At 47.1% G+C, this 15,296-nt stretch carries 18 protein-coding genes; 13 read left to right on the plus strand and 5 right to left on the minus strand.

All coding sequences use genetic code 11. The annotated features are described in order from the left end of the window. Window positions 1-107: 107 nt before the first annotated feature. The 12 genes from lgt to hisIE all read left to right on the plus strand — a co-directional run bounded on the left by lgt (window position 108) and on the right by hisIE (window position 9,787). Complete coding sequence (gene lgt, locus UB32_RS00995; protein ID WP_044390579.1) at window positions 108-920, plus strand: prolipoprotein diacylglyceryl transferase; 813 nt, start codon at window positions 108-110, stop codon at window positions 918-920. 40 nt (window positions 921-960) lie between these two features. Continuing rightward, a complete protein-coding gene (locus UB32_RS01000; RefSeq protein WP_044390485.1) occupies window positions 961-1,905 on the plus strand; it encodes a nucleoside recognition domain-containing protein in 945 nt (314 codons plus the stop codon). Continuing rightward, entirely contained in the window at window positions 1,895-2,539 is a 645-nt protein-coding gene (gene ppaX, locus UB32_RS01005) for a pyrophosphatase PpaX (protein ID WP_044390486.1), read from the plus strand. Before UB32_RS01000 ends, ppaX begins: the two co-directional genes overlap by 11 nt. A gap of 1 nt (window position 2,540) precedes the next feature. Beyond that, a complete protein-coding gene (locus UB32_RS01010) occupies window positions 2,541-3,083 on the plus strand; it encodes an acyltransferase (RefSeq protein WP_044390487.1) in 543 nt (180 codons plus the stop codon). 197 nt (window positions 3,084-3,280) lie between these two features. Continuing rightward, entirely contained in the window at window positions 3,281-4,456 is a 1,176-nt protein-coding gene (locus UB32_RS01015) for an ATP phosphoribosyltransferase regulatory subunit (RefSeq protein WP_044390488.1), read from the plus strand. Further along, window positions 4,453-5,079 (plus strand): ATP phosphoribosyltransferase, encoded by a 627-nt coding sequence (gene hisG, locus UB32_RS01020; RefSeq protein ID WP_044390489.1) that lies wholly within the window; start codon window positions 4,453-4,455, stop codon window positions 5,077-5,079. The genes UB32_RS01015 and hisG overlap by 4 nt, the downstream gene beginning before the upstream one ends. A 26-nt stretch (window positions 5,080-5,105) precedes the next feature. Continuing rightward, on the plus strand, window positions 5,106-6,371 hold the full coding sequence (hisD, locus tag UB32_RS01025; RefSeq protein WP_044390492.1) for a histidinol dehydrogenase: 1,266 nt from the start codon (window positions 5,106-5,108) through the stop codon (window positions 6,369-6,371). 24 nt (window positions 6,372-6,395) lie between these two features. Then, window positions 6,396-6,983 carry an imidazoleglycerol-phosphate dehydratase HisB gene (gene hisB, locus UB32_RS01030; RefSeq protein ID WP_044390493.1) on the plus strand — a complete coding sequence of 196 codons (588 nt, stop codon included), beginning with the start codon at window positions 6,396-6,398 and terminating at the stop codon, window positions 6,981-6,983. Between the two features lie 29 nt (window positions 6,984-7,012). Beyond that, window positions 7,013-7,654 carry an imidazole glycerol phosphate synthase subunit HisH gene (hisH, locus tag UB32_RS01035; RefSeq protein WP_044390495.1) on the plus strand — a complete coding sequence of 214 codons (642 nt, stop codon included), beginning with the start codon at window positions 7,013-7,015 and terminating at the stop codon, window positions 7,652-7,654. After that, window positions 7,651-8,382 carry a 1-(5-phosphoribosyl)-5-[(5-phosphoribosylamino)methylideneamino]imidazole-4-carboxamide isomerase gene (gene hisA, locus UB32_RS01040; protein ID WP_044390497.1) on the plus strand — a complete coding sequence of 244 codons (732 nt, stop codon included), beginning with the start codon at window positions 7,651-7,653 and terminating at the stop codon, window positions 8,380-8,382. Before hisH ends, hisA begins: the two co-directional genes overlap by 4 nt. Beyond that, entirely contained in the window at window positions 8,382-9,140 is a 759-nt protein-coding gene (gene hisF, locus UB32_RS01045) for an imidazole glycerol phosphate synthase subunit HisF (protein WP_044390499.1), read from the plus strand. Before hisA ends, hisF begins: the two co-directional genes overlap by 1 nt. Next, on the plus strand, window positions 9,137-9,787 hold the full coding sequence (gene hisIE / locus UB32_RS01050; RefSeq protein ID WP_044390501.1) for a bifunctional phosphoribosyl-AMP cyclohydrolase/phosphoribosyl-ATP diphosphatase HisIE: 651 nt from the start codon (window positions 9,137-9,139) through the stop codon (window positions 9,785-9,787). The genes hisF and hisIE overlap by 4 nt, the downstream gene beginning before the upstream one ends. Before the next feature lie 652 nt (window positions 9,788-10,439). On the opposite strand, the gene UB32_RS19715 is transcribed toward hisIE, so the two are convergent. Next, the gene (locus UB32_RS19715; protein ID WP_128721462.1) at window positions 10,440-10,742 is read right to left on the minus strand and encodes a hypothetical protein; all 303 of its coding nucleotides are present in this window, start codon (window positions 10,740-10,742) and stop codon (window positions 10,440-10,442) included. Between the two features lie 318 nt (window positions 10,743-11,060). On the opposite strand from UB32_RS19715, the gene UB32_RS01060 reads away from it, so the two are divergent. Beyond that, complete coding sequence (locus UB32_RS01060) at window positions 11,061-12,569, plus strand: tetratricopeptide repeat protein (protein ID WP_044390503.1); 1,509 nt, start codon at window positions 11,061-11,063, stop codon at window positions 12,567-12,569. 104 nt (window positions 12,570-12,673) lie between these two features. Here UB32_RS01060 and UB32_RS01065 read toward each other — a convergent pair whose 3' ends face one another. Genes UB32_RS01065 through UB32_RS01080 form a run of 4 tightly spaced genes read right to left on the minus strand, consistent with a single transcriptional unit; the run spans window position 12,674 to window position 15,276 of the window. Next, complete coding sequence (locus UB32_RS01065) at window positions 12,674-13,693, minus strand: thiazole biosynthesis adenylyltransferase ThiF (RefSeq protein ID WP_044390504.1); 1,020 nt, start codon at window positions 13,691-13,693, stop codon at window positions 12,674-12,676. Beyond that, the gene (locus UB32_RS01070) at window positions 13,690-14,457 is read right to left on the minus strand and encodes a thiazole synthase (RefSeq protein ID WP_044390505.1); all 768 of its coding nucleotides are present in this window, start codon (window positions 14,455-14,457) and stop codon (window positions 13,690-13,692) included. The genes UB32_RS01065 and UB32_RS01070 overlap by 4 nt, the downstream gene beginning before the upstream one ends. Window positions 14,458-14,459: 2 nt before the next feature. Beyond that, complete coding sequence (gene thiS / locus UB32_RS01075; protein WP_044390506.1) at window positions 14,460-14,663, minus strand: sulfur carrier protein ThiS; 204 nt, start codon at window positions 14,661-14,663, stop codon at window positions 14,460-14,462. A gap of 13 nt (window positions 14,664-14,676) precedes the next feature. Then, entirely contained in the window at window positions 14,677-15,276 is a 600-nt protein-coding gene (locus UB32_RS01080) for a thiamine phosphate synthase (protein ID WP_044390508.1), read from the minus strand. Window positions 15,277-15,296 lie beyond the last annotated feature (20 nt).

Consider the following 15,296-nt stretch of genomic DNA (forward strand, 5'->3'; position numbering starts at 1 on the left):
CAGGACGTGCTGGACCCGACAGCCACAGGACGTGGCGTTTTAGGCGGGCAGCGCTTGTCGGGGCTGACCAAGGGGCTTACGCTTTTCTACATGAAAGGGGAAATGATATGGAACAGAATATTCAGCCGCTTGATCCGATTGCTTTTTCGCTTGGTCCGATTCAGGTGCACTGGTACGGGATCATTATTGGACTTGGAATTGCTCTCGCGTTATGGATTGCTATACGGGAAGCGGATCGTCGCGGTCTGCCAAAAGACATATTTGCAGATTTAATGCTTTGGGCGATTCCGATCGCCATCATCTCAGCAAGAATTTATTACGTTCTCTTCCAGTGGGAGTATTACGCACAGTATCCTGGGGAGATTTTTAAGATCTGGAATGGCGGAATTGCGATTCATGGCGCTTTGATCGGTGCTGTTATCACGACGTATTTCTTTACGAAGGCTAGAAATGTGTCGTTCTGGAAACTTGCGGATATCGCTGCTCCGAGCATTATTCTTGGCCAGGCCATCGGTCGCTGGGGCAATTTCATGAACCAGGAAGCACATGGTCGGGAGGTTACTCGGGCCTTTTTGGAGAATCTCCATCTGCCAGAATTCATCATCAACCAAATGTATATCAATGGCGTCTACTACCATCCTACCTTCCTGTATGAATCCGTCTGGAACTTGCTCGGATTCATCCTGCTTATGTCCTTGCGCAGGATCAATTTGGGCCGCGGGGAAATGTTCCTTAGCTATATCATTTGGTATTCAATTGGCCGCTTCTTTGTTGAAGGCATGCGAACAGACAGTCTGATGCTGACGGACACGCTTAGAATCGCCCAGACGATCTCGATCGTGCTGATAGCTTTGGCAATTGGCTTATGGATCTACAGGAGAGTCAAGGGATACTCGAAGGTAAGATATTTGGAAAACTAGAAAAAGATCGGATTACGGAAAAAGTGGGAGAGATGCTTCGATGGGTTCTTCATTGTCAAAAGGGTTAATGGTTGGTTTGAAAACTACATGGGCACTTGGCAAAGTCATTTTTCCAGTGACCGTGATTGTTTCGATTCTCCAATATACTTCTGTCTTGCCGTGGGTCATCGACTTGATCACACCGCTGATGGCGATGATCGGCTTGTCAGGTGATGCGGCCATTCCGCTTGTTATCGGCAACTTCCTTAATCTTTACGCAGCAATTGGGGCGATATTGACACTCGATTTGACGGTAAAAGAAGTATTTCTCATCGCGGTGATGCTTAGCTTTTCGCACAATTTGCTGGTGGAATCAAGCGTGGCCGTTAAGGTTGGTGTTAAGCTTTGGACGATCGTGCTTGTCCGGCTTGGCCTTGCCTTCTCATCAGCGATCATTATCAATCTTGTCTGGAATGGCGGATCTGAACTTGCAAAATATGGGATGGTTCCGGCAAAGGGAGAACAAATTTCAGGCTGGGGATCCATTCTGCTTGAAAGTGTCACCAAAGCCAGTTTCGGCATTTTCCAGCTGGCAATCATCGTAATCCCGCTAATGGTAGCCGTTCAGATTATGAAGGATAAGCAATGGCTTGCTGTTTTTTCCAGATGGATGGCGCCGGCAACAAAAGCGCTAGGCATGAAGGAAAACACCTCGACGACGATGGCTGCTGGACTGCTGATCGGTCTCGCATACGGTGCAGGCGTAATGATCCAGGCAGTTCAGGAGGATGGAGTCAGCAAAAAGGATGTCACGTTGGCGTTCATTTTTCTTGTTGCCTGCCACGCAGTCGTGGAAGATACATTAATTTTTGTTCCGCTTGGAATCCCGGTGCTGCCGCTGCTATTGATTCGTCTAGGAGTGGCGATCGTATTGACGGCAGCAGTTGCGTTCCTCTGGAATCGGGCAGATCTTGCCAAAAGAAAGGAAACAGCATATGAGCATTAAAATAGATACGGTCCTGTTCGATCTTGACGGGACTTTGATAGATACGAATGAATTGATCATTTCTTCCTTCCTTCACACGATGGAAACTTATTTTCCGGGTCAGTACGAACGGGAGGATGTCCTGCCGTTTCTTGGGCCTTCGTTAAAGGATACGTTCGAGAAATTGAATCCTGAAGGCTACGAGGATATGATCAAAACCTACCGCGCCTATAATCTGGCAAACCACGACCTGCTGGTAAAGAGCTTCGAGGGTGTGTACGAAACGGTTAGGACGCTAAAAGAAAATGGCTTCCAGCTTGGAATCGTTACGACAAAGCTTTCAGATGTTGTGCAAATGGGTTTGAAGCTGACTGGGCTTGATGAGTTTTTTGAAGTGATCGTCGCCCTGGACCATGTCGAAAAAGCTAAGCCAGATCCAGAGCCGCTTTTAAAAGCATTGGATTTGCTTGATTCCTCACCAGACCGTGCTATCATGGTTGGCGATAACCACCATGATATCCTTGGCGGCAAAAATGCCGGTACAAAGACGGCTGCGGTAGCCTGGTCCATCAAAGGCAGAGCGCATTTGGAGCAATACCATCCGGATTATATGCTGGAAAAAATGGCGGATATCCTGCCAATCCTCGGGGTGTAGCATGAGACGGACGACACGCTATCGTGTTGAAGGCGCCAATTCACTGTGGCATGTTTATAAGACCGTCCCGTTCTGGAAGGTCGTCAAGAATTTTATCGTTATCCAGATAGCGCGCTACACGCCATTTCTTGGAATGAAAAACTGGCTTTACCGAACATTTTTACGGATGAAGATTGGTGAACAGACATCATTTGCGCTGATGGTCATGCTCGACGTCATGTTCCCGGAAAAAATATCGGTCGGACGCAATACCGTCATCGGCTATAACACCACGATTCTCGCACACGAATATTTGATCAAAGAGTATCGTCTTGGAGACGTGGAAATCGGCAATGAAGTCATGATCGGAGCCAATTCAACGATCATGCCTGGCATCAAAATCGGGGACGGTGCGATCGTCTCTGCCGGGACACTCGTCCATAAAGACGTCCCCGAGGGTACCTTCGTCGGAGGAAACCCAATGCGCGTCATCTATACGAAAGAAGAACTGGCTGAACGCTCGGCGGTCGATGAAATGTATGCAACAAAAAGCGAACGGAATTGATTCCGCTTCGCTTTTTGTTGTTGCTTGACAGGGAAGCTAATATTTCTTAAGGTTTGAATGAACAAATGGTTGACGAATAATAGAATGAGCGGTACACTACCTATAACTTCAACTTGTTACCATATTAGCGAACTAAAGGATTTCGATAATTTGATGAAAAGCAAACCAACCACATCGGCAACGAGAGGGTGATCATATTGAGTCGATTATTTATGTTCGAAAAACCGCTTGGCATGCGGGATACACTTCCGGAGCTGCATGATGCGAAGGAAAGTGTCCGAAGCTCCATTGAAATGGAAATGAAACGCTGGGGGTTCCAGTTTATTGAAACACCAGCATTGGAATATTACGAAACGGTTGGAATGGCATCGGCGATACAGGATCAGCAATTGTTCAAGCTGCTGGACCAGCAAGGGCATACACTCGTGCTGCGCCCAGATATGACGGCGCCAATCGCCAGAATTGCGGCCTCCAAGCTTTACAAAGAACAGATACCGTTAAGATTAGCTTATTCGGCGAATGTCTACCGTGCGCAGCAGCGTGAAGGAGGCAGGCCGGCTGAGTTTGAACAAATTGGAGTCGAGTGCATCGGTGATGACTCTGTCAGTGCGGACGGTGAGATGATTGCGCTGGCCATTTCTTCGCTGAAAAAAGCTGGATTGGAACCGTTCCAGCTTTCAGTTGGCCATGTTGGCTTCGTTAACGAATTGTTCTTGCAAATCCTTGGCAATGAGGAACGCGCCAGAGAATTAACGAAATTTTTATACGAGAAAAATTATGTCGGCTATCGGGAGCATGTCCATTCATTGCCGCTGTCATCGATTGATTCACAGAGGCTACTAGCCTTTCTGGACTTGCGCGGTGGCCCGGAAGTGATCGGCAAAGCGCTGGAATTAGTTGAAAACGGCAAGGGCAGGGATGCACTGGACGAATTGAAAATTCTCTGGGAGATTATCGAGGATTTTGGAGAGAGCAGCCGAATCAAATTTGATCTGACGATTGTCAGTCATATGAGCTACTATACAGGGATTTTATTCGAGGTATATGCGGGCATGATCGGGTTTGCAATCGGCAATGGCGGCCGCTATGACAAATTGCTCGAGAAATTCGGCAAAACAACTGGCGCGACGGGTTTTGCCATTAGACTCGACCGCCTGCTTGAAAGTCTTGGCGACCTCGAACCACCTGAACCTGTTACCTGCATTCTTTTCAGTCCGGAACGAAGGAAGGAAGCCTATCAAATGGCAGCGGAAAAACGGGAAAATCATGAGCGAATCGTGCTGCAGGATATTCGCGCAGTCCGGAATCTGGATGCCTGTTCCGATGCTTTTGCCAATGTCGTTTTTCTTGTTGGGAAGGAGGGAACGCAATGAATAAACAGCTGACGATCGCGATGCCGAAGGGCAGGATTTTTACTGAAGCAGTCGAGCTGTTGCGCAACGCGGGTTTTGAGCTACCTCCTGAATTCGATGACTCACGGAAGCTGATTATCGATGTCGACGAAGAAGATTTCCGCTTTATCCTCGCGAAGCCAATGGATGTGGCGACATATGTGGAGCATGGCGTTGCCGATCTCGGAATTGCCGGGAAGGACGTCCTGCTTGAGGAAGAACGAGATGTGTACGAGCTGCTCGATTTAAAAATCAGCAGCTGCTACCTTGCCGTCGCAGGGTTGCCTGGTACAAAAATCAATGATGTCGCTCCGAAAATAGCGACGAAATACCCGAACATCGCTGCTGCTTATTTCCGGGAACAGGGCGAGCAAGTGGAGATCATCAAATTGAACGGTTCCATTGAGCTTGCGCCAATGATCGGTCTAGCCGACCGAATCGTTGATATTGTTTCAACCGGCAGGACCCTTAAGGAGAACGGGCTAGTCGAATACGAAACGATTGCTGGCGTGACCTCAAGGCTAATCGTGAATCCGGTTAGCTACCGGATCAAGGACGAGCGCATCAGCGAATTGATCAAAAGGTTGAATGAAGTCATTTACTAGTGGAAACTGAAAGGATTTGATTTTCGGTGGAAATTTTACAGATAGACGATACTTTGTCATTGAAACGAACGGTAGATGGCGGAACGGAAGAACAGCGAAAGGCCGTAAAGGCAATCATCTCCGAGGTCAGGGCGGCGGGAGACCAAGCATTAAGGGCCTTTACCGAAAAATTCGACGCCGTCAAGCTAGATGATTTCCGTGTAACGGAAGAAGAAATTCTGGAAGCTTATCATGCAGTCAGCAGTGCAGTCGTAGAGATCATCACCGAAGCAGCTGCCAATATTCGTACCTACCATGAAAAACAGCTGCGACCTTCCTGGATGACGACTGCAGAAAATGGAACGATGCTCGGCCAGAAGGTGACGCCGCTCGATTCTGTCGGTGTTTATGTCCCAGGAGGAACAGCTGCCTATCCTTCCTCTGTCTTAATGAACGTTATTCCCGCTATCACGGCTGGTGTCGAGCGGATCGTCATGGTGTCCCCGCCCGGGCAAGATGGAAAGCTTCCGCCAGGTGTACTGGTAGCGGCCGACATCGCTGGGGTAAAAGAGATCTATAAAGTTGGCGGAGCTCAGGCAATTGCCGCTCTCGCTTATGGTACGGAAACGATAAAGCCAGTCGATAAAATCACTGGTCCAGGCAATATTTTTGTCGCCCTTGCCAAACGGGAGGTGTTTGGGGATGTCGCGATCGATATGATCGCCGGCCCAAGCGAAATTGGCATCCTTGCCGACGATACAGCGCGCGCCAATGAGATTGCAGCGGATCTGCTCTCACAGGCAGAGCATGATCCGCGTGCGTGCGCAGTCCTAGTAACCACCTCCCGAACTCTGGCCGAAAATGTACTGGACGAGGTGTACAAACAGCTGCCGCACTTGCCGCGAAAGGATATTGCGACTGAGGCGATTGAGAATTTCGGGGCGATTTATGTTGCCGATGATCTCGAGGAAGCGGTCGGAGCGATCAATCAGCTTGCTCCAGAGCACCTGGAGATTGTCACAGAAAATCCAGTTGGATTGCTTGGGAAAATCAAGCACGCAGGCGCGATTTTTCTTGGCAGATATAGTTCGGAACCTGTTGGGGATTATTTTGCTGGACCGAACCATGTCCTGCCGACGAACGGAACAGCGCGGTTTTCCAGTCCGTTAAGCGTCGAGGATTTCCAGAAAAAATCAAGCATCATTTTATACAGCGAGCAGGCAATGAACGAGAACGGAGCAAAAATAGCCGAATTTGCAAGGCTTGAGGGGCTTGAAGCACATGCCCGTGCAGTAGAAGCGCGGCTGAAATAAGACTTTTTCTGGGAGGTATCATTCATGGAACGGATTGCAACAGTGAACAGATATACAAATGAAACAAAAATAGATTTAACGTTTGGCATCGATGGGGAGGGGAAATCATCGCTCGAAACAGGAGTGCCTTTTCTCTCTCACATGCTCGATTTATTCGCGAAGCACGGACAGTTCGACTTGACTGTGGACGCAAAGGGGGATGTTGAGGTGGACGGCCATCACACAACAGAAGACATCGGCATCTGCATCGGCCAGGCACTCCGAGAAGCGCTCGGCGATAAAAAAGGAATCAAACGCTATGGAAACGCATTTGTGCCGATGGATGAGGCCCTTGCACAGGTTGTCATCGATTTAAGCAACCGTCCGCACCTCGAAATGCGCGCAGAATTCCCGGCGCAGCAGGTCGGTACTTTCGATGTCGAGCTTGTCCATGAATTCCTCTGGAAGCTTGCACTTGAAGCGAGGATGAACCTGCATGTGATCGTTCCTTACGGGAAAAACACTCATCATATGATCGAGGCCGTCTTTAAAGCTCTTGGCCGCGCTCTTGATGAAGCAACGACCATCGACCCGCGCGTAAAAGGCGTTCCATCAACAAAGGGGATGCTGTAAAGGCTCTCCACACGAAAGGAAGGGAAACGATGATTGGCATCGTCGATTACGGCATGGGCAATTTGTTCAGCGTCAGCAAAGCGCTGGAACGGCTGGATGCGCCCTATTTCATTTCACAGTCTAAAGAAGAATTAATGGAAGCAGATGCATTGCTTGTCCCCGGCGTTGGTTCCTTTCGTGACGCAATGGACGTGTTGAACCAGACGGGTCTGGCAGAAATGATTCGTGATTTCGCGGCTACTGGCAAGCCTTTGCTAGGCATCTGCCTTGGCATGCAGCTGCTGTTTGAAGAAAGTTCAGAGAATGGCCTGACAGCAGGTTTAAAGCTTTTGCCTGGAAAAGTGGACCGTTTCAGCGGAAAGACAGCAGATGGAGAGTCCTATAAAGTGCCGCATATGGGGTGGAATAAGCTACGGTTTACTGGAGATTCCCCTTTGCTGACTTCGCTTCAGGAAGAGTATGTGTACTTCGTCCATTCTTATTATGTAAAAACGGATGACCAGGACGTGCTTGTTGCAGTCGGAGACTATTATGATATGGAAGTGCCGGCTATCGTTGGCAGAGGGAATATTTACGGCATGCAGTTCCATCCGGAAAAAAGCAGTGACATGGGCATGGGGCTGCTCCGCAACTTTACGAAACTTGCAGCAGAAAGGAAGTCTGAGCAATGAAATTCATAGTCTATCCGGCAATCGACATGCGCGGCGGAAAATGTGTTCGGCTGCTGCAAGGCGATTATGATCAGGAAACAGTGTATGGGGACTCTCCGTTTGAAATGGCGAAAACCTTCGCAGCAGAAGGAGCGGAATGGATACACATGGTGGATCTGGACGGTGCGCGGGATGGCAAGCGCGTCAATGATCCGTTTGTCATTCAAGCAGCTCAGGAGCTTGGCGTGAACGTACAGATTGGCGGCGGAATTCGCAGCGAATCGGATATCAACCATTATCTTGAAAATGGCGTTAACCGGGTGATCATCGGCAGCATCGTTGTTTCCAATCCTGAATTTGCCGAGAAGATGGTCAGAAAGTACGGCACGAAAATCGCAATTGGTCTGGACGCGAAAAACGGCTTTGTCGCAACACATGGCTGGCTGAATACTTCGGAAGTGAGCGCTCTTGAGCTTGGCAAAAGATTCGCTGATGCTGGAGCGGAGACGTTTATTTTTACCGATATTGCAACGGACGGAACGCTCGGCGGACCAAATGTGGAGGCAACCCGCCAGTTGGCATTGGAAACAGGCAAAAGTGTCATCGCTTCCGGTGGTGTCAGCACACTTGACGACTTGGCTGCACTCCGCCAGCTTCGAAAAGATGGCGTCAGCGGTGCAATTGTTGGCAAAGCGATCTATGAAGGGCGTTTCTCGGTATCAGCTGCGCTAGAAATGGGGAATGCCTAATGTTGAGCAAACGAATCATTCCATGCCTTGATGTGAAGGATGGTCGCGTGGTAAAAGGAATTCAGTTCGTCCAGCTCCGCGATGCCGGCGATCCAGTAGAACTTGCCAGATTTTATGATGAGCAGGGGGCTGATGAGCTCGTTTTCCTTGATATTTCCGCATCTGTCGAAGGCAGAAAAACGATGGTCGAGGTGGTCAGGGACGTAGCCTCCGAATTGGCGATTCCTTTTACAGTAGGTGGCGGAATCGATACTCTTGAGGATATGAAGAAAATGCTCCGCTCTGGTGCCGATAAAGTATCACTGAATACCGCAGCTGTAAACAATCCAAAATTGATCACACAAGGGTCTGATTTCTTTGGCGCCCAGTGCATTGTGGTTGCCATTGATGCAAAGTTCGATCCAGAGCTTGGTTCATGGCGAGTGTATACCCATGGCGGCCGCACGCCGACAGATTGGGAAGTCATTGAATGGGCAAAAGAAGCCGTCCGTCTCGGCGCAGGGGAAATTCTCCTTACGAGCATGGACAGCGACGGCGAAAAGAATGGTTTCGACCTGGCATTGACGCGTGCCGTCAGTGAAGCGGTATCCGTACCGGTGATTGCCTCAGGCGGCGCTGGCAATGCGGATCATTTTGTCGATGCTTTTATAGAAGGAAAAGCTGATGCCGCCCTTGCTGCTTCGATTTTCCACTACCGTGAAACATCTGTAACAGAAGTGAAATCCCATCTTCGTGAAAAAGGAGTGACAGTACGATGAAAATAGAAAACTTGAAATTTGCTGCCGATGGACTGATTCCCGCGGTTGTTCAGGACGCTTCCACTCGTGAAGTCCTGACGGTCGCCTACATGAATAAAGACTCACTCGCCAAATCACTGGAAACACGCGAAACCTGGTTTTACAGCCGTTCTCGCCAGGAGCTGTGGCATAAAGGCGCAACAAGCGGCAATACCCAGAAAATTGTCGAAATCAAATATGATTGTGACGGTGACGCCCTCGTCGTTCTGGTAGATCCCGCCGGACCTGCATGTCATACCGGTGCAATCAGCTGTTTTGCCGAGAGTCTCATCAGTGAAAAGTTCACAGAAAAAACCGTGCTAACTGATTTCGCCGTCATGCTAGAATTAGAAAAGACAATCCGCGAGCGAGAACAGGACATGCCAGAAGGCGCCTATACCACTTATCTGTTCGAAAAAGGCGTCGATAAGATTTTGAAAAAAGTCGGCGAAGAAGCTGCAGAAGTCATCATCGCCGCCAAAAACCGCGACCCCGAAGAATTAAAATGGGAAGCAGCCGATTTATTGTATCACCTGCTAGTTTTGCTGCAAGAACAAAAGCTGCCACTAAAAGAAGTACTCGGTGTATTGAATAAAAGGAAGAAACCAAGCGCTGGAGAGAAGTTTTAATAACTACTTGATTATAATCTCACACATTTTTGGAAGAAATGAACTTCAAAAAAATGCGATTCAGATGATTCATACGGACTGTAAGAAAGATGTATGAGCGACTATAGGCTTTATCAACGGTTAGAGAGAAAATATCAACGGTTGTGGCGGTTTTATCGACGGTTAGAGAGAAAATATCAACGGTTGTGGCATTTTTATCGACGGTTGGAGTGGGTTGATCACTTTAACAATAAGAGCCACAGGACAAAATAAAATTGGGATAAAACAACTTGAAAATATTAGGATGTAGATGGAGCTTCTTAGGTGATTTTTCTAAAATTCCAGCGCGTTTTGTAAATGAGTACTAAAAAAGGACATGGAAATCCCGTCGTCAGTTTTCTGTTTTCCAGCTACTGGTAATGATATGTAGATACTATTATATAGATTGTCTTGTCCAACCTTGATAGGGTTGACCTGTTTCTTGAACGGACATATAAGCTAAGGAGTGTGCAGTTAAAATACATCGATCTACGTGAGCCTCATCTGCTACACGTCCTCGTTTGTGAACTCTACACATACTAAGCGGATGCAAACTTGACGTATAAATCCATATTTACATTTATTACCAAATTTACTTTTGTAGTAGGTTTATTTTGTAATGCCCATTTTTCATTTATGATGTGCTTTTACCTTCTTTCAAACTAAGCCATTCTTTTGCCTGTGAGTTGACCCGTTCAATGGCCGTTCTTTCCGCATATTTGGTTTTAAACGATGGAAGATGTTGCGGAAATTCAGGATCTATTTGAGGAGATCGTGTTTGTTGAATCCGAACGGTTCTACCCATTTGGGCTCCACTACAACATTGAATGTGGCAAGCTTCCGTACATGAAAGCCCATCTTGCTTATACTTTGGATCAAATACTGGACATGTCCAAACATATTGTTTTTTGGTTTCATCAAGTCCTTTTAATTTCAATTTATGCCCTCTTAAAAAGAGGAAAAGCAGTCCGAACAAGGGTCAACTTCGGACCGGTTTTGCGGGAAAAGGGGAAAAGCAGTCCGAACTAGGGCCAACTTCGGACAGGTTTTTGGATGAATAAAGATCATTATCAACCGTCTCTAATCATTACTGGCAGAAAATGAAATACACTCCAACCTACAATTTCCCTTCCACACCTTCTCGAATACTCTGTCTGTATGATATAATAAATTAGTTACGGTTGTTTCGATAAAATACGGTATGTGTATTCTTATATAGACTACTTTTTTTACTACAATATAAACGGAGGATCACATGGGTAAAGACTCTAAAGCAACGAAGCAAAAAGGCCAATTGCTGTCTTTCGTTCCTACTGGTGAGTATTATTTCACTAAAGGGGTCAAGGCTTTCCACAGGCAGGATTTAAAAAAGGCGGAGAAGTATTTTCAGCGTGCGATGCATCTAGAACCGGGCGAGCCAATGATTATTTGCCAGCTGGCGATCGTGCAGTCGGAATTGGGAGAATATCAGCCATCTAACCGTCTCTTGCACATGATCCTTGAAGAATTGGATGAAAACATGGTTGATTGCCATTATTTTCTTGCCAATAATTACGCTCATATGGGTTTGTTCCGTGATGCGTTCAGGCATGCGAACCTTTACATGGAAGAAAATGAAGATGGCGAGTTTGCCGAGGATGCACTCGATCTTCTTGAACTTTTAACTATGGAAGCGGAAGAAATGGATGAGGATTATTACGAAGAGGATGACCTGATCGTCAAGCAAGAGGAAGCGCGCAATCACCTCGAAACAGGAGAGTTTCCACTGGCGATTGAAATTTTCACAGAGGTGATCGAGGAGTATCCGGAATACTGGTCCGCATATAACAATCTTGCGCTCGCCTATTTTTACCTCGGAGAAACGAAAAAGGCCAGTGATATCCTGAACGATGTTCTGAAGCGAAATCCCGGCAACCTGCATGCTCTCTGCAATTGGCTTGTATTTATACATTACGAAGGGCAGGAAAAGGAAGGCCAAAAGCTTAAGGAAGCACTGGAAAAAATCTATCCGATTCACGTGGAGCACCAGTTCAAGCTTGGTGCGACATTCGCGCTGATCGGCGAATATGAACTTGCTTACCGCTGGCTGAAGAAGCTGCAAAAATCAGGCTTTGAAGGGGATGGTGCCTTTTATTACTGGCTAGCGAATGCTTCTTACTTTACCGGCCGGGAAAATATGGCACGTTCAGCCTGGAAAAAGGTTCTCGAGCACAATCCAGAAAAAGATGGAATGGAACCGTGGTCGGAAAAGTCCGGCATGAAGTTTGAAGCACAGGTTTCGGTCATCCTCAGCCAGCTGAACAGCGATTACCCGGAGGAACGCCTTTTTGCGCTATTTCTTACATCAGTTTCCGCGAAAAAGAAAGAAATACTTGCAGCGGAAAAGTCGATAGATAAACTGACAGAAATGGAAAAATCCTATTTTGCTTATGTTAGCTCAGGCAATCTGAGCAGTAAGGAAGAAGAAGTAAAAGGCGCGCATGAAACGGCGAAACTATTGTACGATCACCACCAGCCGATTGGCAAAAATGAAGCCGGCGTCTACATTATGTGGTTTTCGGTATTTGAGCAGGCAGCAAAGGCAGGCTACGATTTTAAAAACAAAAAAGCATGGGCAGCGGCAGTCGATTACCTCTGGGATAAACTGAGGAATATCAGAACTACGAAAGCAGCAGTCGCAAAAAAATACGGCTTGTCCGCAGCCACGTTATCCAAATATATCAATTTGGCAAGCGAATTTCTTCATGAAGAAGACAGCATTTAAGGAAGAGCAAGAAGATGCAAGTTAGCATTTTTGATTGGCAAGAATGATAGAGGATCAATACAGAAAAGTCATTGCCAGTGCCCTGGCAATGACTTTTCTTAATATTACCCCAGATAACGATGGTAAAGTGTTTTTGCTTCGGAAATATCTTTGATTCCATGTACGAACACTCTTCCGTCCTTAAAAATTACCAATCTTGCGGTTTCGACCTGAAAAGATAGCAAATATGGGTTGCGCTTAGTCTTTAATCCTTGTCCAGACAGGCACTTCTCTAAATGGTCGAGATTCCTTGTTTGGATTGTCCCCGGCCTGATTTGGACTGTATCCCTTCCGCAGAGCACAGCGGTCTTCGTCTGGTTATCATATGATAGGAACGGGTAAGTCTGTTCTTCTCCGCAGGAAGGGCAGGATGCTTTTTTCAGTGAGGAGACGTTGATGGCTCGAAACTGATTTTTCCATACATCGAATGAGACAAGTTTGCTGTTCAGAGAATCGAAGGCACCTGTCAATATCTTTAGCGCTTCTGCTGATTGATGGGCGGCTACCATCTGGATGGCAGGCTGTATCACTCCGGCGGTGTCACAAGTGATTCCCCCCATTGGCATGGACTCCAATAAGCAGTTCATGCAAGGTGTAGTTCCAGGCAGGATCGTAAAGCTCAGGCCGTAGCTGCCGACACTGCCACCGTAAATCCAGGGAATCTTATGTTTTTGTGAAATATCGTTGATCATCAGGCGAATATCGAAATTATCAGTACCGTCTATGATCAAATCCACCCCCGTGATGAACTGTTCCAGCTCCTGAGCTCCGACATCAGCTATGTGGGGGATGATTTCCACTTGTGAATTTATCGTCCTTAACCTTCGAGCTGCTGCCACTGCTTTTGGCATTCGTTCGCGAGCATCTGTTTCACTAAAAAGCTGTTGCCGCTGAAGATTGCTCCATTCTACATAATCCCTGTCGGCAATGGTCAGTTTCCCAATTCCTGCTCTGACAAGAAGCTCAGCATTTGCAGAACCAAGTGCACCTGCACCGATCATTAAAACATGCTTGCTGCGAAGTCTTTTTTGACCTTCCTTGCCGATTGGCGCAAATAATTCCTGGCGGGAGTATCTGCTTGTCAACTAAAAATCATTCCTTCCGCAGGACTGCTTGCAGCAGCGTAATCCTTTTTCGCGATTCTTCCGGCTTCAAATCCCAATCTCCCCGCATCGACTGCGAGCTTCATAGCTTTTGCCATTTTTACCGGATCCTTTGCGGAGGAAACGGCAGTATTCAACAATACACCGTCCGCTCCTAGTTCCATGGAGAAAGCCGCATCTGCGGGACTGCCGATTCCGGCATCGACTATCACCGGCACCGTTGCCTGTTCCATGATGAATTTTAGATAAAGAGGATTAAGAATCCCTTGTCCTGAACCGATCGGTGATGCACAAGGCATGACAGCATGACAGCCGAGTTCTTGCAGTTTCCTTGCTAGAACAACATCGTCTGAGGTGTAGGGAAGAACAATAAATCCTTCATTTAAAAGAATTTCTGAAGCCTTTAGAGTTTCTACTGGATCAGGGAGGAGTGTTTTGTCACAGCCGATGACCTCAACCTTCACCATGTCACAGAGCCCTGAGGCCTTGGAAAGTCTCGCAATCCGTACAGCTTCGTCTGCAGTCTTTGCTCCTGCGGTGTTTGGGAGTAGTTTGTATTTCTTTAAATCTAGCTGTTCGAGAAAATTGGGCTGGTTTGCTTCAAATATATTCATGCGCCGAACTGCAAACGTAAGCACCTCCGTGCCGGATTCCTCTACAGCTTTCCTTTGGATGTCAAAGTCAGGGTATTTCCCGGTTCCCAGCAATAAACGAGAGTTAAATTCATAAGGTCCTATTTTTAGCATGGTCATCCTCCTCCTACAAAATGTACGATTTCAATTCGGTCACCAGCAGAGAGTGTTGTATCCTGATGCGCATTTTTTGCCACAATAGCTTCATTCAATTCGACGATTACTACCTTTTCTTCAAGCTGAAAAAAATTTAATAACGCTGCAGACGTTTTAATATGGTCGGGAATAGTTACAGCTTCCCCGTTAATGATAAGCTCCATGATCATTCCCCTTTCATGTATGGATTTTTTGTGAATAGCCCCAGGCAGCATGGTAGGGATCTTCTGCGTGAAGAATCCCTGACATCACAGCAGCCCCATCTGCACCGGCCGATAACACCAATTCGAGGTTATCAGGCTTGATGCCACCAATGACCATAACGGGAATCTCTACCATTTTCTTAATCGCTGCTAGTTCGTGCACCCCTTTCCCTGGGAGTCCCTCTTTAGAAAGGGTCTCAAAAACATGCCCATAAAGAAGAAAGTCGGCCCCTCTGTTTGCGGCTTGAAGAGCATCATGGTAGGAATGGACCGAACAGCCGGCTGTAATCCCCGGAAAGTGTTGTTTCACAAGGTTGACAGAAAGGCTGTGATAAGCGAGCTGGACGGAAGTATTATAGGACCAGGCTACATCTGTTCGATCATTGACTACTATTTTTTCGGAAGGTATGCCTTTATTAAGGAGCACTTCGACTCCAGCGGCAATCTCCTTTGCGGTCAGCTTTTTTTCACGCAAATGAAATCTGTCGATGAATGGGTTGATTTTACCGGCGATGTCGGCAAATTCTTTTAAGGAAAGCTTTCCGTCTGATAGGAGGTGCAATTGTTTTTTCATTTAATCACCTGTTTGGCTGG

This window comes from Mesobacillus subterraneus (genome assembly GCF_000934845.1).
GTDB classification, from domain to species: domain Bacteria; phylum Bacillota; class Bacilli; order Bacillales; family Cytobacillaceae; genus Mesobacillus; species Mesobacillus stamsii.